This window comes from Klebsiella sp. BIGb0149, from assembly GCF_004362605.1.
Classification (GTDB): Bacteria; Pseudomonadota; Gammaproteobacteria; order Enterobacterales; family Enterobacteriaceae; genus Klebsiella; species Klebsiella terrigena.
Genome location: NZ_SNYG01000004.1, coordinates 122,392 through 141,386, shown reverse-complemented (window position 1 = coordinate 141,386; position 18,995 = coordinate 122,392). Strand labels below are relative to the sequence as shown.

Genomic DNA, 18,995 nt, shown 5'->3' with positions numbered 1-18,995 from the left:
TCTCATTGCCCAGAGGATACACTCTGGAGTCGACTCCAGAGTCAAGCGCTAAATTAGAGGTACAGTGCGCGCACGATCAGGAAGTGCCCGGCGAAGTAGAAGGCGGCGGCAATCGCGTTATCGGCGCGGAAGCGACGGCGATAGTGGCTGACCAGCCAGACAATATTACCCAGCAGCAGGAAGGCGGCGCCGGTAAAGCCGGAGAGGGCGGTATCGGTCGGGCGCACGAACCACAGCTCGCCCGCCAGCCAGACCATCACCAGCGTCATGCCGATAAAGGTGAATACCGGCAGGCGCATCTCTTCCAGCCGGGTCCAGATAACCGCCAGCAGCAGCGCGCCAACGACCAGCAGCACCAGCGGCAGCGGCCAGAAAAATGACAGCGTCATCTGGCTGGCAAACCAGATGGTATAGAGCAGATGCGAAAGGAAAAAGGCGCCGACGGCGTACATCACCCGCTGGCGCGGCAGCAGCGTCAGCGCGTCGCCGACCAGCGAGGCGCACAGGCCGGCCAGCACCAGATAGCTGATGGCGTTGAACATCGGCGCCTGCCAGGCAAGCAGCAGCAGCAGAATGAGCGTGACGGGTTTAAACAACCAACGTTGCCACGTTGGCCCACGATAGGACGCATCGACGTAAAGCCATGCGGAAAAACAGACAGCAATAAACGACCAAAGCATAGTGAGTCCCTGTATCTGTTATCGCTATACCCGCCGCCTTACAGGCCGCAACCCGAGATGCATAGGGTATAAGTAGTTGTACTGACGGTACTAATGTTCAGTGTAGTGGCTCGGGAGGGCAGATGACAACGTTAATCAAGGCGCGGTATGCTGATTCCTGAGAATTCCTGGGGGTAAGATGAATGAGTAAGATCCCGCTGTTTTTTATTATCGTCGTGGCCATCATTGTGGTGGCGGCATCGGTTCGCTATGCGCAGCAGCGGCGGGAAAGCAGGGACAACGACGCCGCGCCGCTGCTGCAAAGACAGGTGGTGGTGAGCAACAAGCGGGAAAGAGTGATTAACGATCGCCGCTCGCGCCAGCAAACCGTCGCTCCGGCCGGCAGCGAGATGCGCTATGACGTCAGCTTCAGGCCGCAAACCGGCGGGCTCGAAGTCAGCTTTCGTCTCGAAGAGGCGCAGTATCATGCGCTTAGCGTGGGTGACAGGGGAATGCTGAGCTACAGAGGCTCAAGGTTCGTCGCGTTTACGCCAGATCCTTGAGCCTGCTGCGTCCGGCTATGCTACGCGCCGGGCGCCATCACTTCTTACGCAGCGTGGCCTTGAGCTTTTTCTGCCAGGCAACCAGCTCGAATACGCCGAAGACAAAAATACGCACCTGCTCGAAGCGGCCCAGCGGCGGCGCATCTTTCGGCTGAGTGGCCTTCAGCAGCGTCAGCTGCAGGCCGTGCATCAGGATCATAAAGATAAGCGCAACGTTGACGAAGATGTTCAGCGGCTTAGGGAAAGGCTGAAACAGGTTTAAGAGCAAAAAGGCCCATACGCACAGCATCAGTACCCGGCCCAGATTAATCAGCATTCTTTTCTCCTTGTGCCTCTCGTTGATAGAGGCGGTAGGCGACCTGTCCGGCCACTTTCTCACGATACAGGTGCCAGCCGGCCGGTACCGGCGGTAGCCCATTTTCGACTTCACTTTCGACGTAGATCAGCGCCTCGTCGGCAAGCCAGCCGTTACTCTCCAGCAGCCGCAGCGTCTCTTCCAGCAGCCCTTTACGGAACGGCGGGTCGACGAACGCTATCTGGTGCGGCGTGCCGGGCTGATTAAGCCAGGTCAGGGTATTGGTGTTGACCACCGTGCCGTTGCTGGCTTTGAGGGTCGCCAGGTTTTTCTGCAGCTTCTGGGCAACGCCGCGCTCCATCTCCAGCAGCGTGGTGCTGCCCGCGTAGCGGGAGAGCGCCTCCAGGCCCAGCGCGCCGCTGCCGGCAAAGCAGTCCAGGCAGCGCGCGTCGACCATAGACGGTGCCAGCCAGTTAAAAAGGGTTTCACGGACCCGGTCGGTGGTCGGGCGCAGGCCCGGGCTCTCCGGCACCGGTAATTTTCGGCCCCGCCACTGTCCGCCGATAATGCGGATCTGGCCGCTGCCTGCGTGGTTTGGTTTCTTCATCTCTCTGCTCAAGTCTCAACTTCCAGCCTGCTATTCTAGCGATCGAAGGCGGATGACGAAACCTTAATCCGGGGGCGGTGATGCGCGTTAAGTTAAGTGATAGACTATCCGACTAATTTCATTATTTTTCAGCTTCCGCGACAGATATGCCGAAGCTGTGCCATGAATAATCAGCGAGGAGTGTAGTCGCAAATGGCGAAAGAGAAAAAACGTGGCTTCTTTTCCTGGCTGGGCTTTGGACAAAAAGAGCAGGCGCAGGAAACAGAAGTTGAACAAAAAGTAGAAGGGCTGCAGGACGCGGCGGAGCAGGCTCCTGCCGAACAAGCGCCGGCTGAGACCGCCGTGGCGCCTGAAGCCGAAGCGGAGCGCGCCCCGGAGCCGGAGAAAGCGGACCCGGAGGCCTTTGCCGCAGACGTCGTTGAGGTCACCGAACAGGTTGTCGAAAGCGAGCAGCCGCATCCGGTCGCAGAAACCATCGTGGAAGAGGCGGTTCAGCCGGCGGCCGCGATAGACGCTGCGCCGACCGTTGACGAAGTGGCAGACGAACCTGTCGTCGAGCCGCAAGCGCTACCGGCCGTCGTCGAAGAAGAGCCGGTGGAAGAGCCGCTGGTTGAAGAGGTGATTGCCGAGCCGGCGGTCGCCGAAGCGCTTGCTGAACAAGAGCCGGAAGAGACTATCGCCCAGCCGCAGGCTGCCGTCGCGGAAGATGCGCTGATTGAGGACGAGCCCGCGCTGTCCGACGATGAGCTGGAAGCCCAGGCGCTGGCGGCGGAAGCTGAGGACGAGGTCGAGCCGCAGGAAGCCGCTCAGATCGAGCAGGAGAAGCCGACGAAAGAGGGCTTCTTCGCCCGACTCAAGCGCAGCCTGGTTAAAACCAAACAGAACCTCGGTTCCGGATTTATCAGTCTGTTCCGCGGCAAAAAAATAGATGATGATCTCTTCGACGAGCTGGAAGAACAGCTGCTGATCGCCGACGTCGGCGTGGAAACGACGCGTAAGATTATTACCCATCTTACCGACGTCGCCAGCCGCAAGCAGCTCCGCGATGCCGAAGCGCTGTATGGCCTGCTGAAAGAGGAGATGGGCGATATTCTGGCTAAGGTTGACCAGCCGCTGAACGTTGAAGGGAAAACGCCGTTTGTTATTCTGATGGTTGGCGTCAACGGCGTGGGTAAAACCACGACCATCGGCAAGCTGGCGCGTCAGTTTGAGCAGCAGGGCAAGTCGGTCATGCTGGCCGCGGGGGATACCTTCCGCGCCGCCGCGGTAGAGCAGCTGCAGGTTTGGGGTCAGCGGAATAATATCCCGGTGATTGCGCAGCATACCGGCGCGGATTCGGCTTCGGTTATTTTCGACGCCATTCAGGCCGCTAAGGCGCGCAACGTTGACGTCCTGATTGCCGATACCGCGGGTCGTCTGCAGAATAAATCGCACCTGATGGAAGAGCTGAAGAAAATTGTCCGCGTGATGAAGAAGCTCGACGAAGATGCCCCGCATGAAGTGATGCTGACAATTGATGCCAGCACCGGGCAGAACGCGATTAGCCAGGCCAAACTGTTCCATGAGGCCGTTGGCCTGACCGGCATCACGCTGACTAAGCTGGACGGTACCGCGAAAGGTGGGGTTATCTTCTCGGTTGCTGACCAGTTCAGTATTCCGATTCGCTATATTGGCGTTGGTGAACGTATTGAGGATCTGCGTCCGTTTAACGCGGGCGACTTTATTGAGGCACTTTTTGCCCGAGAGGATTAATCATGATTCGCTTTGAACAAGTCAGCAAAGCCTATCTCGGTGGGAGACAAGCGCTGCAGGGGGTGAACTTCCACCTGCAGTCGGGCGAGATGGCGTTCCTGACCGGCCACTCCGGCGCGGGGAAAAGTACCCTGCTCAAGCTTATCTGCGGCATCGAGCGGCCGAGCGCCGGCAAAATTTTGTTCGGCGGCCACGATATTAGCCGCCTGAAGAGCCGTGAGGTGCCGTTTTTGCGCCGCCAGATCGGCATGATTTTCCAGGACCACCATCTGCTGATGGATCGCACCGTGTTTGATAACGTGGCGATCCCGCTGATTATTGCCGGCGCCAGCGGGGATGATATCCGCCGCCGGGTGTCGGCGGCGCTGGATAAAGTCGGGCTGCTGGACAAAGCGAAAAATCTTCCGATCCAACTCTCCGGCGGTGAGCAGCAGCGCGTGGGCATCGCCCGCGCGGTGGTGAACAAGCCGGCGGTGCTGCTGGCGGATGAACCGACCGGTAACCTCGATGAGGCGCTCTCGGAGGGGATTTTACGACTGTTTGAAGAGTTTAACCGCGTAGGGGTTACGGTTCTGATGGCGACGCACGACCTGGGGCTGATCTCCAGTCGTTCGTATCGCATGCTGACCCTGAGCGACGGGCATATGCACGGAGGCCACTGGGGTGAATAAGCGCGACGCAATAAACCACATTCGCCAGTTTGGCAGCCGATTTGACCGCATCCGCAATGCCGCAGGGGCCGGCGGCGGGCGCAATGCGCCGAAGCGGTCAAAAGCGGCGCCGAATCCGGCTTCTCGTAAAAGCAACGTTTTCAATGAGCAGGTGCGCTACGCCTGGCACGGCGCGGTTCAGGATCTGAAAAGCACGCCGCTGGCCACTTTCCTGACCATTATGGTCATCGCCATTTCGCTGACGCTGCCGAGCGTGTGCTACATGGTGTACAAAAACGTTAACAGCGCGGCGTCGCAGTACTATCCATCGCCGCAGATCACCGTCTACCTGGAGAAGACGCTGGACGATGACGCCGCGGCGCGGGTGGTTGGGCAGCTGCAGGCGGAGCAGGGCGTAGAGAAGGTCAACTATCTGTCGCGGGATGAAGCTTTAGGCGAGTTCCGTAACTGGTCCGGCTTTGGCGGCGCGCTGGATATGCTGGAAGAGAACCCGCTGCCGGCGGTGGCGATTGTCGTGCCGAAGCTGGATTTCCAGGGGACCGACTCGCTCAACACCCTGCGCGATCGGATTAAGCATATTCAGGGCATCGATGAAGTCCGCATGGATGACAGCTGGTTTGCGCGCCTCTCTTCGCTGACCGGGCTGGTTGGCCGCGTCTCGGCGCTGATCGGCGTGCTGATGGTGGCCGCCGTGTTCCTGGTGATCGGCAACAGCGTGCGCCTGAGCATCTTTGCCCGCCGCGATACCATCAACGTGCAGAAGCTGATTGGTGCAACGGACGGTTTTATCCTGCGTCCGTTCCTCTACGGCGGCGCGCTGCTGGGCTTCTGCGGTGCGTTTTTATCGCTGATCCTGTCGGAGATTATGGTGATGCGCCTGTCATCGGCGGTAACGGAAGTGGCGAAGGTATTCGGGACTCAGTTTGAGCTCAGCGGTCTGGGCTTCGACGAGTGTCTGCTGATGCTGATCGTCTGCTCGATGATCGGCTGGGTTGCGGCCTGGCTGGCGACGGTGCAACATTTACGTCACTTTACTCCCGATTAAAAATTTTCTGGTATAATCTTTCCCTGCACTGACTGAATGTCTCTCTGCAGGGAAAGAGTCCCTGTTGTCTCTTCCCTACGCTTCATCTCCATGTCACATTTTGTGCGTAATGTATTCACACCGTTGCATGGAACTTGTGGATAAAATCACTGTCTGATACTAATGTGGGTGATATTCTCGTTGCTCATAAACGCTGGCATGATTGTTGCCCGGCTGTCTAAGCGGGAACTGTCGAGCCAGACGATATCGATTGAGAGGATTTGAATGACCAAAGATATGCAAACTTTAGCCTTAGCCCCCGTTGGTAACCTGGAATCCTACATCCGGGCTGCGAACACATGGCCGATGTTATCGGCCGATGAAGAGCGGGAGCTTGCTGAAAAGCTGCATTACCAGGGCGATCTGGAAGCAGCGAAAAGGCTGATCCTGTCTCACCTGCGCTTTGTTGTTCATATTGCTCGTAACTACTCGGGCTATGGCCTGCCGCAGGCGGACCTGATTCAGGAAGGCAACATTGGCCTGATGAAAGCCGTGCGCCGTTTTAATCCGGAAGTCGGCGTGCGTTTGGTCTCCTTTGCCGTGCACTGGATTAAGGCCGAAATTCACGAATACGTTCTGCGTAACTGGCGTATTGTGAAGGTCGCGACCACCAAAGCCCAGCGTAAGCTGTTCTTTAACCTGCGTAAAACCAAGCAGCGTCTGGGCTGGTTTAACCAGGATGAAGTCGAAATGGTTGCCCGCGAGCTGGGCGTATCAAGCAAAGACGTGCGCGAGATGGAATCGCGTATGGCGGCGCAGGATATGACCTTCGACATGTCGTCGGACGACGAGTCCGATAGCCAGCCGATGGCTCCGGTGCTCTATCTGCAGGATAAAACGTCTAACTTTGCCGACGGTATTGAAGATGATAACTGGGAAGAGCAGGCGGCAAACAAGCTGACCGACGCGATGCAGGGCCTCGACGAGCGTAGCCAGGATATCATCCGCGCCCGCTGGCTGGACGAAGACAACAAGTCCACGCTGCAGGAGCTGGCGGATCGCTACGGCGTTTCGGCTGAGCGCGTGCGCCAGCTTGAAAAGAACGCCATGAAGAAACTGCGTACCGCTATCGAAGCGTAAGTCTGTTCCCGGCATTAAAAGAAGCCCCCGCTGTCTCAGCGGGGGCTTTTTGTTTTTTATCCCTCCAGGCTTCAACCATATTAATTTCTTCTTCCGCTGGGCTTGAATGCCGGGCAGGCGCTATTGTTTTTAGACAGGCATGACTTACTAAATTCATATAGGGAGAAGGCGGGTGAAAAATAACGATCTTAATCAGCGTCGACAGCAGGCGACGCCGCGTGGCGTGGGCGTCATGTGCGACTTCTACGCGCAAAAGGCCGAGAACGCGACGCTGTGGGATATTGAAGGCCGGGAGTTTATCGATTTTGCGGCGGGGATTGCGGTGCTCAACACCGGGCATCGACACCCCAAAGTTGTCGCCGCGGTGGCCTCGCAGCTGGAGGCTTTTACCCATACGGCCTATCAGATTGTCCCCTACGCCAGCTACGTCACGCTGGCCGAACGCATTAACGCTTTGGTGCCTGTCTCCGGCGCCGTCAAAACGGCCTTCTTCTCCACCGGCGCGGAAGCGGTAGAGAATGCGGTCAAAATTGCCCGCGCCTGGACCCGTCGTCCGGGAATCATCACCTTTGGCGGCGCTTTCCACGGCCGAACCTACATGACGATGGCGCTGACCGGCAAGGTGGCTCCCTATAAAATCGGCTTCGGCCCGTTCCCGGGCTCCGTTTTCCACGCTCAGTATCCCAATGCGCTGCACGGCGTCAGCAGCGAAGAGGCGATAAAAAGCCTCGAGCGCCTCTTTAAGGCCGATATCGCAGCGGATCAGGTGGCGGCCATCGTCATTGAGCCGGTACAGGGCGAGGGCGGGTTCAACGCAGCGCCTGCCGGATTTATGCAGGCGCTGCGTGCGATCTGTGATACCCACGGCATCCTGCTGATTGCGGATGAGGTGCAGTCTGGCTTTGGGCGAACCGGCAAGCTGTTTGCGATGGAGCACTATAGCGTGCAGCCCGACCTGATAACGATGGCGAAAAGCCTGGCGGGCGGGATGCCGCTTTCGGCGGTGGCCGGGCGGGCGGAGGTGATGGATGCTCCCGCGCCGGGCGGCCTTGGCGGCACCTACGCCGGGAACCCGCTGGCGATTGCCGCCGCGCACGCGGTGCTGGATGTGATTGCCGAAGAGCAGCTTTGCCAGCGGGCAAATGAGCTTGGCCACCATCTGGTTGAGGTCCTCAACCAGGCCAAAGCGTCGTGCCCGCAGATTGCCGAGGTGCGGGCCCAGGGGTCGATGGTGGCGGTCGAGTTTTTTGATCCGCAAACCGGCGAGCCGTCGAGCGCGTTCACCCAGGCCGTCCAGCAGCGCGCGCTGGCCGAAGGGCTGCTGCTGCTGACCTGCGGCGTTTACGGCAACGTCATCCGCTTCCTCTATCCGCTCACCATCCCCGATGCACAATTCCGCCAGGCGCTGGCGATTATTCAGCGCGCGCTGGCCGCATAGCCCCACATCTCGCCACTCTGCGGAGTGGCGTTCTGCTTCAGTCACATAACTGTTACATAACCTAAAAAAATGTTGTTTCAAATTCTGAAAAATGGGATATGTTCTAGCATAGTGTGCTGCAAAGGCGCGAGCGGCAGACCTTAATCTAGCTATCATATGCTTTTCTTATGTGATTGATTAGAATAATGCGCTAAAAAACAACATCACAACAAATGCAAAAAACCATAATAGTGGGGAGCTTCAGGATGAATATGAAGGGTAAAGCGTTACTGGCAGGATGTATCGCCTTGGTAATGAGCAATGCAGCGCTGGCTGAAGATATCAAAATTGCCGTGGTTGGCGCGATGTCTGGCCCGGTGGCGCAGTATGGCGATCAGGAGTTTACCGGCGCTGAGCAGGCGGTTGCCGATATTAACGCGAAGGGCGGTATCAAAGGCAATAAGCTGCAAATCGTAAAATATGATGATGCCTGCGACCCGAAACAGGCGGTAGCGGTGGCTAACAAAGTCGTTAATGACGGCATTAAGTACGTTATCGGCCACTTATGCTCCTCTTCTACTCAGCCGGCGTCCGATATCTATGAAGACGAAGGCATTCTGATGATCACCCCGGCCGCAACGGCGCCGGAGCTGACCGCGCGCGGATATAAAATGATTCTGCGCACCACCGGCCTGGATTCTGACCAGGGCCCGACGGCGGCTAAATACATCATTGATAAGGTGAAACCGAAGCGTATCGCTATCGTTCACGATAAGCAGCAGTACGGTGAAGGTCTGGCGCGCGCGGTGCAGGATGGCCTGAAAAAAGGCGGCGCTAACGTCGTGTTCTTTGACGGCATCACCGCCGGTGAGAAAGATTTCTCCACGCTGGTGGCGCGTCTGAAGAAAGAAAATATCGACTTCGTTTACTACGGCGGCTATCACCCGGAAATGGGGCAGATTCTGCGGCAATCGCGCGCGGCCGGCCTGAAAACGCAGTTTATGGGACCGGAAGGCGTAGCGAACGTTTCCCTGTCTAACATTGCCGGTCAGTCCGCTGAAGGCATGCTGGTCACCAAGCCGAAGAACTATGACCAGGTTCCGGCGAACAAACCGATCGTTGACGCCATCAAGGCGAAAAAACAGGATCCGAGCGGCGCGTTTGTCTGGACTACCTATGCGGCTATCCAGTCGCTGCAGGCGGGCCTGAACCAGTCTGAAGACCCGGCAGCCATTGCGAAATACCTGAAGGCAAACTCTGTTGATACCGTGATGGGGCCGCTGTCATGGGATGCGAAGGGCGACCTGAAAGGCTTCGAGTTCGGCGTGTTTACGTGGCATGCCGATGGCACCGCGACCGACGCCAAATAATTTAACCTTCGCCTTTCACGCTACAGGTGCGTTGGCTGCGCTCTTCAACCCCGGTCACTTACTCATGTAAGCTCCCGGGGATTTCAGAGCTTGCCGCCTGCCTGTAGCGCGAAATTCTCGGTTAAATAAATGGCCTCTTTTAGGCCGGGAAAAGCAGGGGATTATTGGTTAAATGCGGCGTGATTGTGGTCGGAGAAAGCGGTCGTTCTCGGCTAAATAAATGTCATGCTGGACAAACTGAAGTTACCGTCGCCCGGATAAGGCGTGATATGCCGCTATCCGGGATTCTCCCGCTGCGTTTTTAATACTTTTGCCAACCGCCGTCATGGGCGCTGAAGCCCAGAGCCTGCATAAACGCGGACATGACGCGGTGGTCTTCAATACCGGTATCCGCCATCCGCCAGCGACCGATTTCTGGATTTCTTTGCAGCACTTCTTCCACCAGATACTGCCCGACGCCGCGACGGCGGGTGACTTCGCGCACGCACAGCGCGCTCAGCTCGCCCTCTGCGCCGTCTAAGGTCACACAAACGGCGGCCAGCAGGCGCTCGTTAAAGCGGGCGGCGTAAATAGCGTGGCTTTCATCCATTGGGATCCCGGCCAGATCGCGTGACGGCCAGATTTTCCCTAAATCGATGCGATCCTGATCGCTGAAGTGCGTTAAACGAATAATGGTCAGTTTCATGCGCGGCAAGTCCAGTCAAAACGGATGCGTCAGTGTACCTAAAATGACTGCCCGGCGGAGCGCTGTTTTTTGCGCATTCATCAGGCGATTCGTTTTCCTGGCGAATGCAGGGTAGCGCAATGCGTTATGGATCGAAAAATAAGCAGAGTTTTAACCTAAAGTGCAGCGTTTTATTCCGCCATAAGTATCGTTATTTTATGCTGAAAACGGGACTTTTTTTGTTTATCTTCGCGTGAATACAGAATATTATCTTTGCTTAATCGCCTGAAAAATAGAGATTTTAATCTGGTTTCCGGCAAAAAACTGCGCTAAACCATTAAAGATCATGGTAAAAGTAGCGTTGTTTAATAAAAGCACAGAATGCTTTTTAACCATAAAAATACAAAATATTTACACCACATTACGAACGGGGTTCTGAAGCATGAAAAGGAACGCGAAAACAATCATTGCGGGATTAGTCGCACTGACCATGTCGCACGCGGTTATCGCCAAAGAGATAAAAGTCGCCGTCGTGGGGGCGATGTCCGGTCCGGTAGCGCAATGGGGCGATATGGAGTTCAACGGTGCGCGTCAGGCAATTAAAGATATTAACGCGCAGGGCGGGATTAAGGGCGATAAGCTGGTTGGCGTGGAGTATGACGACGCCTGCGACCCTAAACAGGCCGTCGCGGTGGCGAACAAAATCGTTAACGAAGGGATTAAATACGTTATCGGCCACCTCTGCTCCTCCTCAACCCAGCCGGCCTCCGATATCTACGAAGATGAAGGCATTCTGATGATCTCTCCGGGGGCCACTAACCCCGAGCTGACCCAGCGCGGCTATCAGTACATCATGCGTACCGCCGGCCTCGACTCCTCGCAGGGGCCGACCGCCGCAAAATATATTCTGGAAAAGGTTAAACCGCAGCGTATTGCTATCATTCATGACAAGCAGCAGTACGGTGAAGGCCTGGCGCGTTCGGTCCAGGAGAGCCTGAAAAAAGGTAACGCCAACATCGTCTTCTTCGACGGGATCACCGCCGGTGAGAAAGACTTCTCCGCGCTGCTGTCTCGCCTGCAGAAAGAGAATATTGATTTCGTTTACTACGGTGGCTATTACCCGGAAATGGGGCAGATGCTGCGCCAGGCGCGGGCTAACGGCCTGAAAACCGTCTTTATGGGTCCTGAGGGCGTGGGCAATGCTTCGCTGTCCAATATCGCAGGCGCCGCGGCAGAAGGCATGCTGGTGACAATGCCGAAACGCTATGACCAGGATCCGGCAAACAGCGCTATCGTAGACGCGCTGAAAGCGGAGAAAAAAGATCCGAGCGGGCCGTACGTCTGGATTACCTATGCCGCCGTGCAGTCCTTAGCGCAGGCGATGGACAGAAGCAGCAGCCAGGAGCCGCTGGACTTAATCAAAGATCTGAAAGCTCACGGCGCGAAAACCGTGATTGGGCCGCTGAATTGGGACGAAAAAGGCGATTTGAAGGGATTTGAGTTTGGTGTCTTCCAGTGGCACGCGGATGGGTCATCCTCGGCCGCAAAATAAGACAACCCCTCGTCATGGTTCGAGCCGCAGATGCGTCGACGACGTTTCCGCTCCGGGGCTTCCGGGAAGGGAACGGTTTGCCGTCCGTCCGCCGCTCGAATCGTTGAGAGTGGGATTCAACATCCCGCCTTGCCGGGTTTAGAAAGGTTACCTTATGTCCGAGCAGTTTCTCTACTTTCTGCAGCAGATGTTTAACGGCGTCACGCTGGGCAGTACCTATGCGCTGATCGCCATCGGTTACACGATGGTATACGGCATTATTGGCATGATTAACTTCGCCCACGGCGAGGTGTATATGATAGGGAGCTACGTCTCCTTCATGATCATTGCCGCGCTGATGATGATGGGTATCGACACCAGCTGGCTGCTGGTCGCCGCCGGATTCGTTGGGGCGATCATTATTGCCAGCGCCTATGGCTGGAGTATTGAACGCGTGGCCTATCGGCCGGTACGCAGCTCCAAGCGCCTGATTGCGCTGATTTCCGCCATCGGGATGTCAATCTTCCTGCAAAACTACGTCAGCCTGACGGAAGGGTCGCGCGACGTGGCGCTGCCGAGCCTGTTTAACGGCCAGTGGACGGTGGGCAGCAGCGAAAACTTCTCCGCCACGATCACCACCATGCAGCTGGTGATTTGGATTGTCACCTTTGTGGCGATGCTGGCGCTGACGCTGTTTATCCGCTATTCGCGCATGGGGCGCGCCTGCCGCGCCTGTGCGGAAGACCTGAAAATGGCCAGCCTGCTGGGAATTAACACCGATCGCGTTATTGCCCTGACCTTTGTTATCGGCGCCGCTATGGCCGCGGTCGCCGGGGTGCTCCTCGGTCAGTTCTACGGCGTTATCAACCCCTATATCGGCTTTATGGCCGGGATGAAAGCATTTACCGCCGCGGTACTGGGCGGCATCGGCAGTATTCCTGGCGCGATGATCGGTGGTCTGATTTTGGGTATCGCCGAAGCGCTCTCCTCCGCCTATCTCAGCACCGAATATAAAGACGTGGTCTCCTTTGCGCTGCTGATTCTGGTGCTGTTAGTGATGCCTACCGGTATCCTCGGTCGCCCGGAGGTTGAGAAAGTATGAAACCGATGCATATTGCAATGGCGCTGCTCTCCGCGGTGATGTTCTTTATTCTGGCCGGCGTCTTTATGGGCGTGCAGCTGGAGCTGGACGGCACCAAACTGGTGGTGGATACCGCGGCGGATATCCGCTGGCAGTGGATCTTCATCGGCACGGCGGTGGTCTTCCTCTTCCAGCTGATGCGCCCGCTGTTCCAGAAAACCCTGAAAAACGTCTCCGGGCCGAAGTTTATTCTGCCGGCCATCGACGGGTCGACGGTAAAGCAGAAGCTGTTCCTGGTGGCGCTGCTGGTTATCGCCGTCGCGTGGCCGTTTATGGTGTCGCGCGGCACGGTGGATATCGCCACCCTGACCATGATTTACATCATTCTCGGCCTGGGGCTGAACGTGGTGGTGGGGCTGTCCGGCCTGCTGGTACTGGGCTACGGCGGCTTCTACGCTATCGGCGCCTACACCTTCGCGCTGCTGAACCACTATTACGGCCTCGGCTTCTGGACCTGCCTGCCGCTGGCGGGGCTGGTCTCGGCCGCTGCGGGCTTCCTGCTGGGCTTCCCGGTGCTGCGCCTGCGCGGTGACTATCTGGCGATTGTGACCCTCGGCTTCGGCGAAATTGTGCGTATTTTGCTGCTCAATAACACCGAAGTGACCGGCGGCCCGAACGGCATCAGCCAGATCCCTAAGCCGACGCTGTTTGGCCTCGAGTTTAGCCGCAGCGCCCGCGAAGGCGGATGGGATACCTTCAGCAACTTCTTTGGCGTCAAATACGACCCCAGCGATAGGGTGATTTTCCTCTACCTGGTGGCGCTGCTGCTGGTGGTCTTCTCGCTGTTCGTGATTAACCGCCTGCTGCGCATGCCGCTGGGCCGCGCGTGGGAAGCGCTGCGTGAAGATGAGATTGCCTGTCGTTCTCTGGGCCTCAATCCGACGCGCATCAAGCTCACCGCCTTTACCATCAGCGCCGCGTTTGCCGGCTTTGCCGGGACGCTGTTTGCCGCCCGCCAGGGCTTCGTTAGCCCGGAATCCTTTACCTTCGCCGAGTCGGCCTTCGTGCTGGCCATCGTCGTGCTGGGCGGGATGGGCTCGCAGTTTGCGGTGATTCTGGCCGCTATTTTGCTGGTGGTCTCACGCGAGCTGATGCGTGATTTCAACGAATACAGCATGCTGATGCTGGGTGGCCTGATGGTACTGATGATGATCTGGCGTCCGCAGGGTCTGCTGCCGATGACGCGCCCGCAGCTTAAGCTGAAAAAAGGTCAGGCTAAAGGAGAGCAGGCATGAGTCAGCCATTATTATCCGTAAGCGGCCTGATGATGCGCTTTGGCGGCCTGCTGGCGGTCAACAACGTGTCGCTGGAGCTGCGTCCGCAGGAAATTGTTTCGCTGATCGGCCCTAACGGCGCCGGGAAGACCACGGTTTTTAACTGCCTCACCGGTTTCTATAAGCCGACCGGCGGTTCGATTATGCTGCGTGACCAGCACCTGGAAGGGCTGCCGGGTCAGCAGATTGCCCGCATGGGCGTCGTGCGTACCTTCCAGCACGTGCGCCTGTTCCGCGAAATGACGGTGATTGAAAACCTGCTGGTAGCGCAGCATCAGCAGCTGAAAACCGGCGTCTTCTCCGGGCTGCTGAAAACGCCGACCTTCCGCCGTGCGCAGAGCGAAGCGCTGGATCGCGCCGCCGCCTGGCTTGAGCGTATCGGCCTGCTGGAGCAGGCTAACCGCCAGGCCAGCAACCTCGCCTACGGCGACCAGCGGCGTCTGGAGATCGCTCGCTGCATGGTGACGCAGCCGGAAATCCTGATGCTGGACGAACCGGCGGCGGGCCTGAACCCCAAAGAGACCAAGGAGCTCGACGAGCTGATCGCCGAGCTGCGCAGTCATCACAACACCACCATCCTGCTGATTGAACACGATATGAAGCTGGTGATGGGCATTTCCGATCGCATTTACGTGGTAAACCAGGGCACGCCGCTGGCCAACGGAACGCCGGAAGAGATCCGCAACAACCCGGACGTGATCCGCGCATACCTTGGTGAGGCATAAGCATGGAAAAAGTGATGTTATCTTTTGACAACGTAAGCGCCCACTACGGCAAGATTCAGGCGCTGCATAACGTCAGCCTGCATATCAATCAGGGCGAGATTGTGACCCTGATTGGCGCCAACGGCGCGGGTAAAACCACGCTGCTCGGCACCCTGTGCGGCGACCCGCGCGCCAGCAGCGGAAAGGTGGTGTTTGACGGTAAGGATATTACCGACTGGCAGACCGCGAAAATCATGCGCGAAGCGGTGGCGATTGTTCCGGAAGGGCGTCGCGTCTTCTCGCGGATGACGGTCGAAGAGAACCTCGCGATGGGCGGCTTTTTTGCCGACCGTGACCAGTTCCAGACCCGCATTAAGTGGGTATACGAACTGTTCCCGCGTCTGCTTGAGCGCCGCATTCAGCGCGCGGGCACCATGTCCGGCGGCGAACAGCAGATGCTGGCAATTGGCCGTGCGCTGATGAGCCAGCCGCGCCTGCTGCTGCTGGATGAACCTTCTCTGGGCCTGGCGCCGATTATCATCCAGCAGATTTTCAACACCATCGAACAGCTGCGCGAGCAGGGGATGACCATTTTCCTTGTGGAGCAGAACGCCAACCAGGCGCTGAAGCTTGCCGATCGCGGCTACGTGCTCGAGAACGGCCACGTGGTGCTTGAGGATACCGGCGACGCGCTGCTGGCTAACGAAGCGGTGCGTAGCGCCTACCTGGGAGGCTAATCTCCTCGCTCTTATTCCCGGCCGCCCGGCCGGGATATTCCTCAACCAGAGTGCCGCCGGCCGGCAATCATCCCCTTGACGTGTCGCAGCTCCCACTTTCCTGTCTCCGATCTTTCATCGTCTTGCCATCTCCCTGACGTCTTACTATCTTTTTTTTGTAATAAAAGAGTTATTTTTCTGTAATTCGAGCATGTCATGTTACCCCCGCGAACATCAAACGCGTGAAATCGCGCATCTGGAACAACAAGAGAGATAACCGATGATATCGTTACGACATACGGCTTTAGGACTGGCGCTTAGCCTGGCATTTGCCGGCCAGGCCCTCGCAGTAACTACCATCCCGTTCTGGCACTCAATGGAAGGGGAGCTGGGTAAAGAAGTTGATTCTCTGGCGCAGCGTTTCAACGCGGCCAATCCGGATTACAAAATTACGCCGGTCTACAAAGGTAACTATGAGCAGAGCCTGAGCGCCGGTATCGCCGCGTTTCGTACCGGCAACGCCCCGGCGCTGCTGCAGGTTTATGAAGTCGGCACCGCGACGATGATGGCGTCAAAAGCCATCAAGCCGGTGTATCAGGTCTTCACCGATGCGGGCATTAAGTTTGATGAATCGCAGTTCGTGCCGACCGTTTCCGGCTACTACACCGACTCTAAAACTGGCCACCTCCTCTCCCAGCCTTTTAACAGCTCCACCCCGGTGCTGTACTACAACAAAGACGCCTTCAAAAAAGCCGGCTTAGATCCGGAGCAGCCGCCGAAAACCTGGCAGGACCTGGCCGCCTATACCGCGAAGCTGAAGGCCGCCGGAATGAAGTGCGGCTACGCCAGCGGCTGGCAGGGCTGGATTCAGATTGAGAACTTCAGCGCCTGGCACGGCCTGCCGGTCGCCACCAAAAACAACGGCTTCGACGGCACCGATGCGGTTCTGGAGTTCAACAAGCCGGAGCAGGTGAAGCATATCGCCATGCTGGAAGCGATGAACAAGAAGGGCGACTTCAGCTACTTCGGGCGTAAAGATGAGTCCACCGAGAAGTTCTACAACGGTGACTGCGCGATTACCACCGCCTCCTCCGGCTCGCTTGCCGATATCCGCCAGTACGCCAAATTCAACTATGGCGTCGGGATGATGCCGTACGATGCCGACGTTAAGGGCGCGCCGCAGAACGCCATTATCGGCGGGGCGAGCCTGTGGGTGATGCAGGGTAAAGATAAAGAGACCTACACCGGAGTGGCGAAATTCCTCGAGTTCCTGACAAAACCGGAAATCGCTGCGGAATGGCACCAGAAAACCGGCTATCTGCCGATCACTACCGCCGCCTACGATCTGACCCGTCAGCAGGGCTTCTATGACAAGAATCCCGGCGCCGATATCGCCACTCGTCAGATGCTGAACAAGCCGCCGCTGCCGTTCACCAAAGGCCTGCGCCTGGGCAATATGCCGCAGATCCGTACCGTAGTGGACGAAGAGCTGGAAAGCGTTTGGACCGGCAAGAAAACCCCGCAGCAGGCGCTGGATTCAGCGGTTGAGCGCGGTAACCAGCTGCTGCGTCGTTTCGAGCAGTCGACTAAGTCGTAACGTATTGATGCCGATAGATTCAGGGCAGTAGGTCGAACGGAGGTTCCCTGGTAGCGCCGCGCTTACCGGGGGACATCCGCCTTTGGCGATCGCCGGTAGCAGTGAATCGGTAGGCATCATCGAGCAAAAGAGTAACCTCATGTCATCAACCCGTCCGGTATTCCGCTCGCGCTGGCTGCCCTATCTGCTGGTTGCGCCGCAGCTGATTATCACCATTATTTTCTTTATCTGGCCCGCGGGCGAGGCGCTGTGGTATTCGCTGCAGAGCGTCGACCCGTTTGGCCTCTCCAGCCAGTTCGTCGGCATGGATAACTTCGTTACCCTGTTCCACGACCCGTACTATCTGGACTCATTCTGGACCACCATCAAGTTCAGCTCGATGGTGACGTTCAGCGGCCTGATCGTCTCGCTGTTTTTCGCCGCGCTGGTCGACTACGTGGTGCGCGGCAGCCGCTTCTATCAAACGCTGATGCTGCTGCCCTACGCCGTCGCGCCCGCGGTCGCCGCAGTGCTGTGGATTTTCCTCTTTAACCCAGGACGCGGGCTGATTACCCATTTTCTCGCCGAGATGGGCTACGACTGGAACCACGCGCAGAACAGCGGCCAGGCGATGTTCCTCGTGGTGTTTGCTTCGGTATGGAAGCAGATTAGCTACAACTTCCTGTTCTTCTTCGCCGCGCTGCAGTCGATCCCGCGCTCGCTGGTGGAGGCCGCGGCGATTGACGGGGCCGGCCCTGTCCGCCGCTTTTTCAAGCTGGCGCTGCCGCTGATTGCGCCGGTGAGCTTCTTCCTGCTGGTCGTCAACCTGGTTTACGCCTTCTTCGATACCTTCCCGGTTATCGATGCTGCCACCGCCGGCGGCCCGGTCCAGGCGACGACGACGCTGATTTATAAGATCTATCGTGAAGGCTTTGCCGGGCTCGATCTCTCCGCTTCCGCCGCGCAGTCGGTGGTGCTGATGATGCTGGTGATTGTGCTGACGGTGGTTCAGTTCCGCTATGTTGAACGTAAGGTGCGCTACCAATGATTGAGAACCGTCCCGGGCTGACGATTTTCAGCCACACCATGCTGATTGCGGGAATTGCCGTCATTCTGTTTCCGCTGTACGTCGCCTTCGTCGCGGCCACGCTGGACAACAAGGCGGTCTTTGAGACGCCGATGACGCTGATCCCCGGCGGCCACCTTTTGGAAAATATGGCTACCATCTGGCAGCAGGGCGTGGGGGCCAACAGCGCGCCGTTCTGGCTGATGATGCTCAACAGCTTCATCATGGCGTTCAGCATTACGGTGGGCAAAATCGTGGTGTCGATGCTGTCGGCGTTTGCCATCGTCTGGTTCCGCTTCCCGCTGCGTAACCTGTTCTTCTGGATGATTTTTATCACCCTGATGCTGCCGGTTGAGGTGCGAATTTTCCCGACGGTAGAGGTGATTGCCAACCTGAAGATGCTCGATAGCTACGCCGGCCTGACGCTGCCGCTGATGGCCTCGGCAACCGCCACCTTCCTGTTCCGCCAGTTCTTTATGACCCTGCCGGATGAGCTGATTGAAGCGGCGCGCATCGACGGCGCCTCGCCGATGCGCTTTTTCCGCGACATCGTGCTGCCGCTGTCGAAAACCAATCTCGCGGCGCTGTTCGTTATCACCTTTATCTACGGCTGGAACCAGTACCTGTGGCCGCTGCTGATTATTCAGGATATCAATCTCGGCACCGCGGTGGCGGGTATCAAAGGCATGATCGCCACCGGCGAGGGTACCACGCAGTGGAATCAGGTGATGGCGGCGATGCTGCTGACGCTGATTCCCCCGGTTGTTATCGTTTTAGCCATGCAGCGCGCGTTTGTGCGCGGTTTAGTGGACAGTGAGAAATAAA

General features: G+C 57.6%; 19 protein-coding genes. 15 read left to right on the top strand and 4 right to left on the bottom strand.

Annotated features, from left to right (window positions below; translation table 11 throughout):
- Positions 1–53 precede the first annotated feature (53 nt).
- Positions 54–680, bottom strand: coding sequence for a lysoplasmalogenase (locus EDF75_RS15625; protein WP_045853992.1), 627 nt, complete (start codon positions 678–680; stop codon positions 54–56).
- 191 nt (positions 681–871) lie between these two features.
- Here EDF75_RS15625 and EDF75_RS15620 point away from each other — a divergent pair, with 191 nt between their 5' ends.
- Positions 872–1,222, top strand: a complete 351-nt coding sequence (locus EDF75_RS15620; protein ID WP_166646200.1) for a DUF2500 domain-containing protein — start codon at positions 872–874, stop codon at positions 1,220–1,222.
- Positions 1,223–1,259: 37 nt separating this feature from the next.
- Here EDF75_RS15620 and EDF75_RS15615 read toward each other — a convergent pair whose 3' ends face one another.
- Positions 1,260–1,538, bottom strand: coding sequence for a DUF1145 family protein (locus tag EDF75_RS15615; protein WP_041143060.1), 279 nt, complete (start codon positions 1,536–1,538; stop codon positions 1,260–1,262).
- Positions 1,528–2,124 (bottom strand): 16S rRNA (guanine(966)-N(2))-methyltransferase, encoded by a 597-nt coding sequence (rsmD, locus tag EDF75_RS15610; protein WP_133600073.1) that lies wholly within the window; start codon positions 2,122–2,124, stop codon positions 1,528–1,530. Before rsmD ends, EDF75_RS15615 begins: the two co-directional genes overlap by 11 nt.
- A gap of 192 nt (positions 2,125–2,316) precedes the next feature.
- On the opposite strand from rsmD, the gene ftsY reads away from it, so the two are divergent.
- The 6 genes from ftsY (at position 2,317) to livJ (ending at position 9,498) form a co-directional block, all read left to right on the top strand.
- A complete protein-coding gene (ftsY, locus tag EDF75_RS15605) occupies positions 2,317–3,876 on the top strand; it encodes a signal recognition particle-docking protein FtsY (RefSeq protein ID WP_133600072.1) in 1,560 nt (519 codons plus the stop codon).
- 2 nt (positions 3,877–3,878) lie between these two features.
- Positions 3,879–4,547: a cell division ATP-binding protein FtsE gene (gene ftsE, locus EDF75_RS15600; protein ID WP_004868565.1), complete on the top strand. Its 669-nt coding sequence runs from the start codon at positions 3,879–3,881 to the stop codon at positions 4,545–4,547.
- Positions 4,540–5,592 carry a permease-like cell division protein FtsX gene (ftsX, locus tag EDF75_RS15595; protein ID WP_133600071.1) on the top strand — a complete coding sequence of 351 codons (1,053 nt, stop codon included), beginning with the start codon at positions 4,540–4,542 and terminating at the stop codon, positions 5,590–5,592. The genes ftsE and ftsX overlap by 8 nt, the downstream gene beginning before the upstream one ends.
- A gap of 264 nt (positions 5,593–5,856) precedes the next feature.
- Positions 5,857–6,711 (top strand): RNA polymerase sigma factor RpoH, encoded by an 855-nt coding sequence (gene rpoH, locus EDF75_RS15590; protein ID WP_041143056.1) that lies wholly within the window; start codon positions 5,857–5,859, stop codon positions 6,709–6,711.
- 172 nt (positions 6,712–6,883) lie between these two features.
- On the top strand, positions 6,884–8,149 hold the full coding sequence (locus EDF75_RS15585; protein WP_133600070.1) for a 4-aminobutyrate--2-oxoglutarate transaminase: 1,266 nt from the start codon (positions 6,884–6,886) through the stop codon (positions 8,147–8,149).
- A 245-nt stretch (positions 8,150–8,394) separates the two neighbouring features.
- Positions 8,395–9,498, top strand: a complete 1,104-nt coding sequence (livJ, locus tag EDF75_RS15580; protein ID WP_115191735.1) for a branched chain amino acid ABC transporter substrate-binding protein LivJ — start codon at positions 8,395–8,397, stop codon at positions 9,496–9,498.
- Between the two features lie 301 nt (positions 9,499–9,799).
- Here livJ and panM read toward each other — a convergent pair whose 3' ends face one another.
- The gene (gene panM / locus EDF75_RS15575; RefSeq protein WP_133600069.1) at positions 9,800–10,183 is read right to left on the bottom strand and encodes an aspartate 1-decarboxylase autocleavage activator PanM; all 384 of its coding nucleotides are present in this window, start codon (positions 10,181–10,183) and stop codon (positions 9,800–9,802) included.
- A 421-nt stretch (positions 10,184–10,604) separates the two neighbouring features.
- Here panM and livK point away from each other — a divergent pair, with 421 nt between their 5' ends.
- The 8 genes from livK to ugpE all read left to right on the top strand — a co-directional run bounded on the left by livK (position 10,605) and on the right by ugpE (position 18,994).
- Positions 10,605–11,714, top strand: a complete 1,110-nt coding sequence (livK, locus tag EDF75_RS15570) for a high-affinity branched-chain amino acid ABC transporter substrate-binding protein LivK (protein ID WP_133600068.1) — start codon at positions 10,605–10,607, stop codon at positions 11,712–11,714.
- A gap of 154 nt (positions 11,715–11,868) precedes the next feature.
- Positions 11,869–12,795 carry a high-affinity branched-chain amino acid ABC transporter permease LivH gene (gene livH / locus EDF75_RS15565; protein ID WP_041143050.1) on the top strand — a complete coding sequence of 309 codons (927 nt, stop codon included), beginning with the start codon at positions 11,869–11,871 and terminating at the stop codon, positions 12,793–12,795.
- Positions 12,792–14,069 carry a branched chain amino acid ABC transporter permease LivM gene (gene livM / locus EDF75_RS15560; protein WP_041143049.1) on the top strand — a complete coding sequence of 426 codons (1,278 nt, stop codon included), beginning with the start codon at positions 12,792–12,794 and terminating at the stop codon, positions 14,067–14,069. Before livH ends, livM begins: the two co-directional genes overlap by 4 nt.
- The gene (gene livG / locus EDF75_RS15555; protein WP_041143048.1) at positions 14,066–14,833 is read left to right on the top strand and encodes a high-affinity branched-chain amino acid ABC transporter ATP-binding protein LivG; all 768 of its coding nucleotides are present in this window, start codon (positions 14,066–14,068) and stop codon (positions 14,831–14,833) included. The genes livM and livG overlap by 4 nt, the downstream gene beginning before the upstream one ends.
- Before the next feature lie 2 nt (positions 14,834–14,835).
- Positions 14,836–15,549: a high-affinity branched-chain amino acid ABC transporter ATP-binding protein LivF gene (livF, locus tag EDF75_RS15550; RefSeq protein WP_004868545.1), complete on the top strand. Its 714-nt coding sequence runs from the start codon at positions 14,836–14,838 to the stop codon at positions 15,547–15,549.
- 259 nt (positions 15,550–15,808) lie between these two features.
- Complete coding sequence (gene ugpB / locus EDF75_RS15545) at positions 15,809–17,125, top strand: sn-glycerol-3-phosphate ABC transporter substrate-binding protein UgpB (protein WP_041143047.1); 1,317 nt, start codon at positions 15,809–15,811, stop codon at positions 17,123–17,125.
- 139 nt (positions 17,126–17,264) lie between these two features.
- A complete protein-coding gene (ugpA, locus tag EDF75_RS15540; RefSeq protein WP_095102949.1) occupies positions 17,265–18,152 on the top strand; it encodes a sn-glycerol-3-phosphate ABC transporter permease UgpA in 888 nt (295 codons plus the stop codon).
- Positions 18,149–18,994, top strand: coding sequence for a sn-glycerol-3-phosphate ABC transporter permease UgpE (gene ugpE / locus EDF75_RS15535; protein WP_133600067.1), 846 nt, complete (start codon positions 18,149–18,151; stop codon positions 18,992–18,994). The genes ugpA and ugpE overlap by 4 nt, the downstream gene beginning before the upstream one ends.
- Position 18,995: the final 1 nt, after the last annotated feature.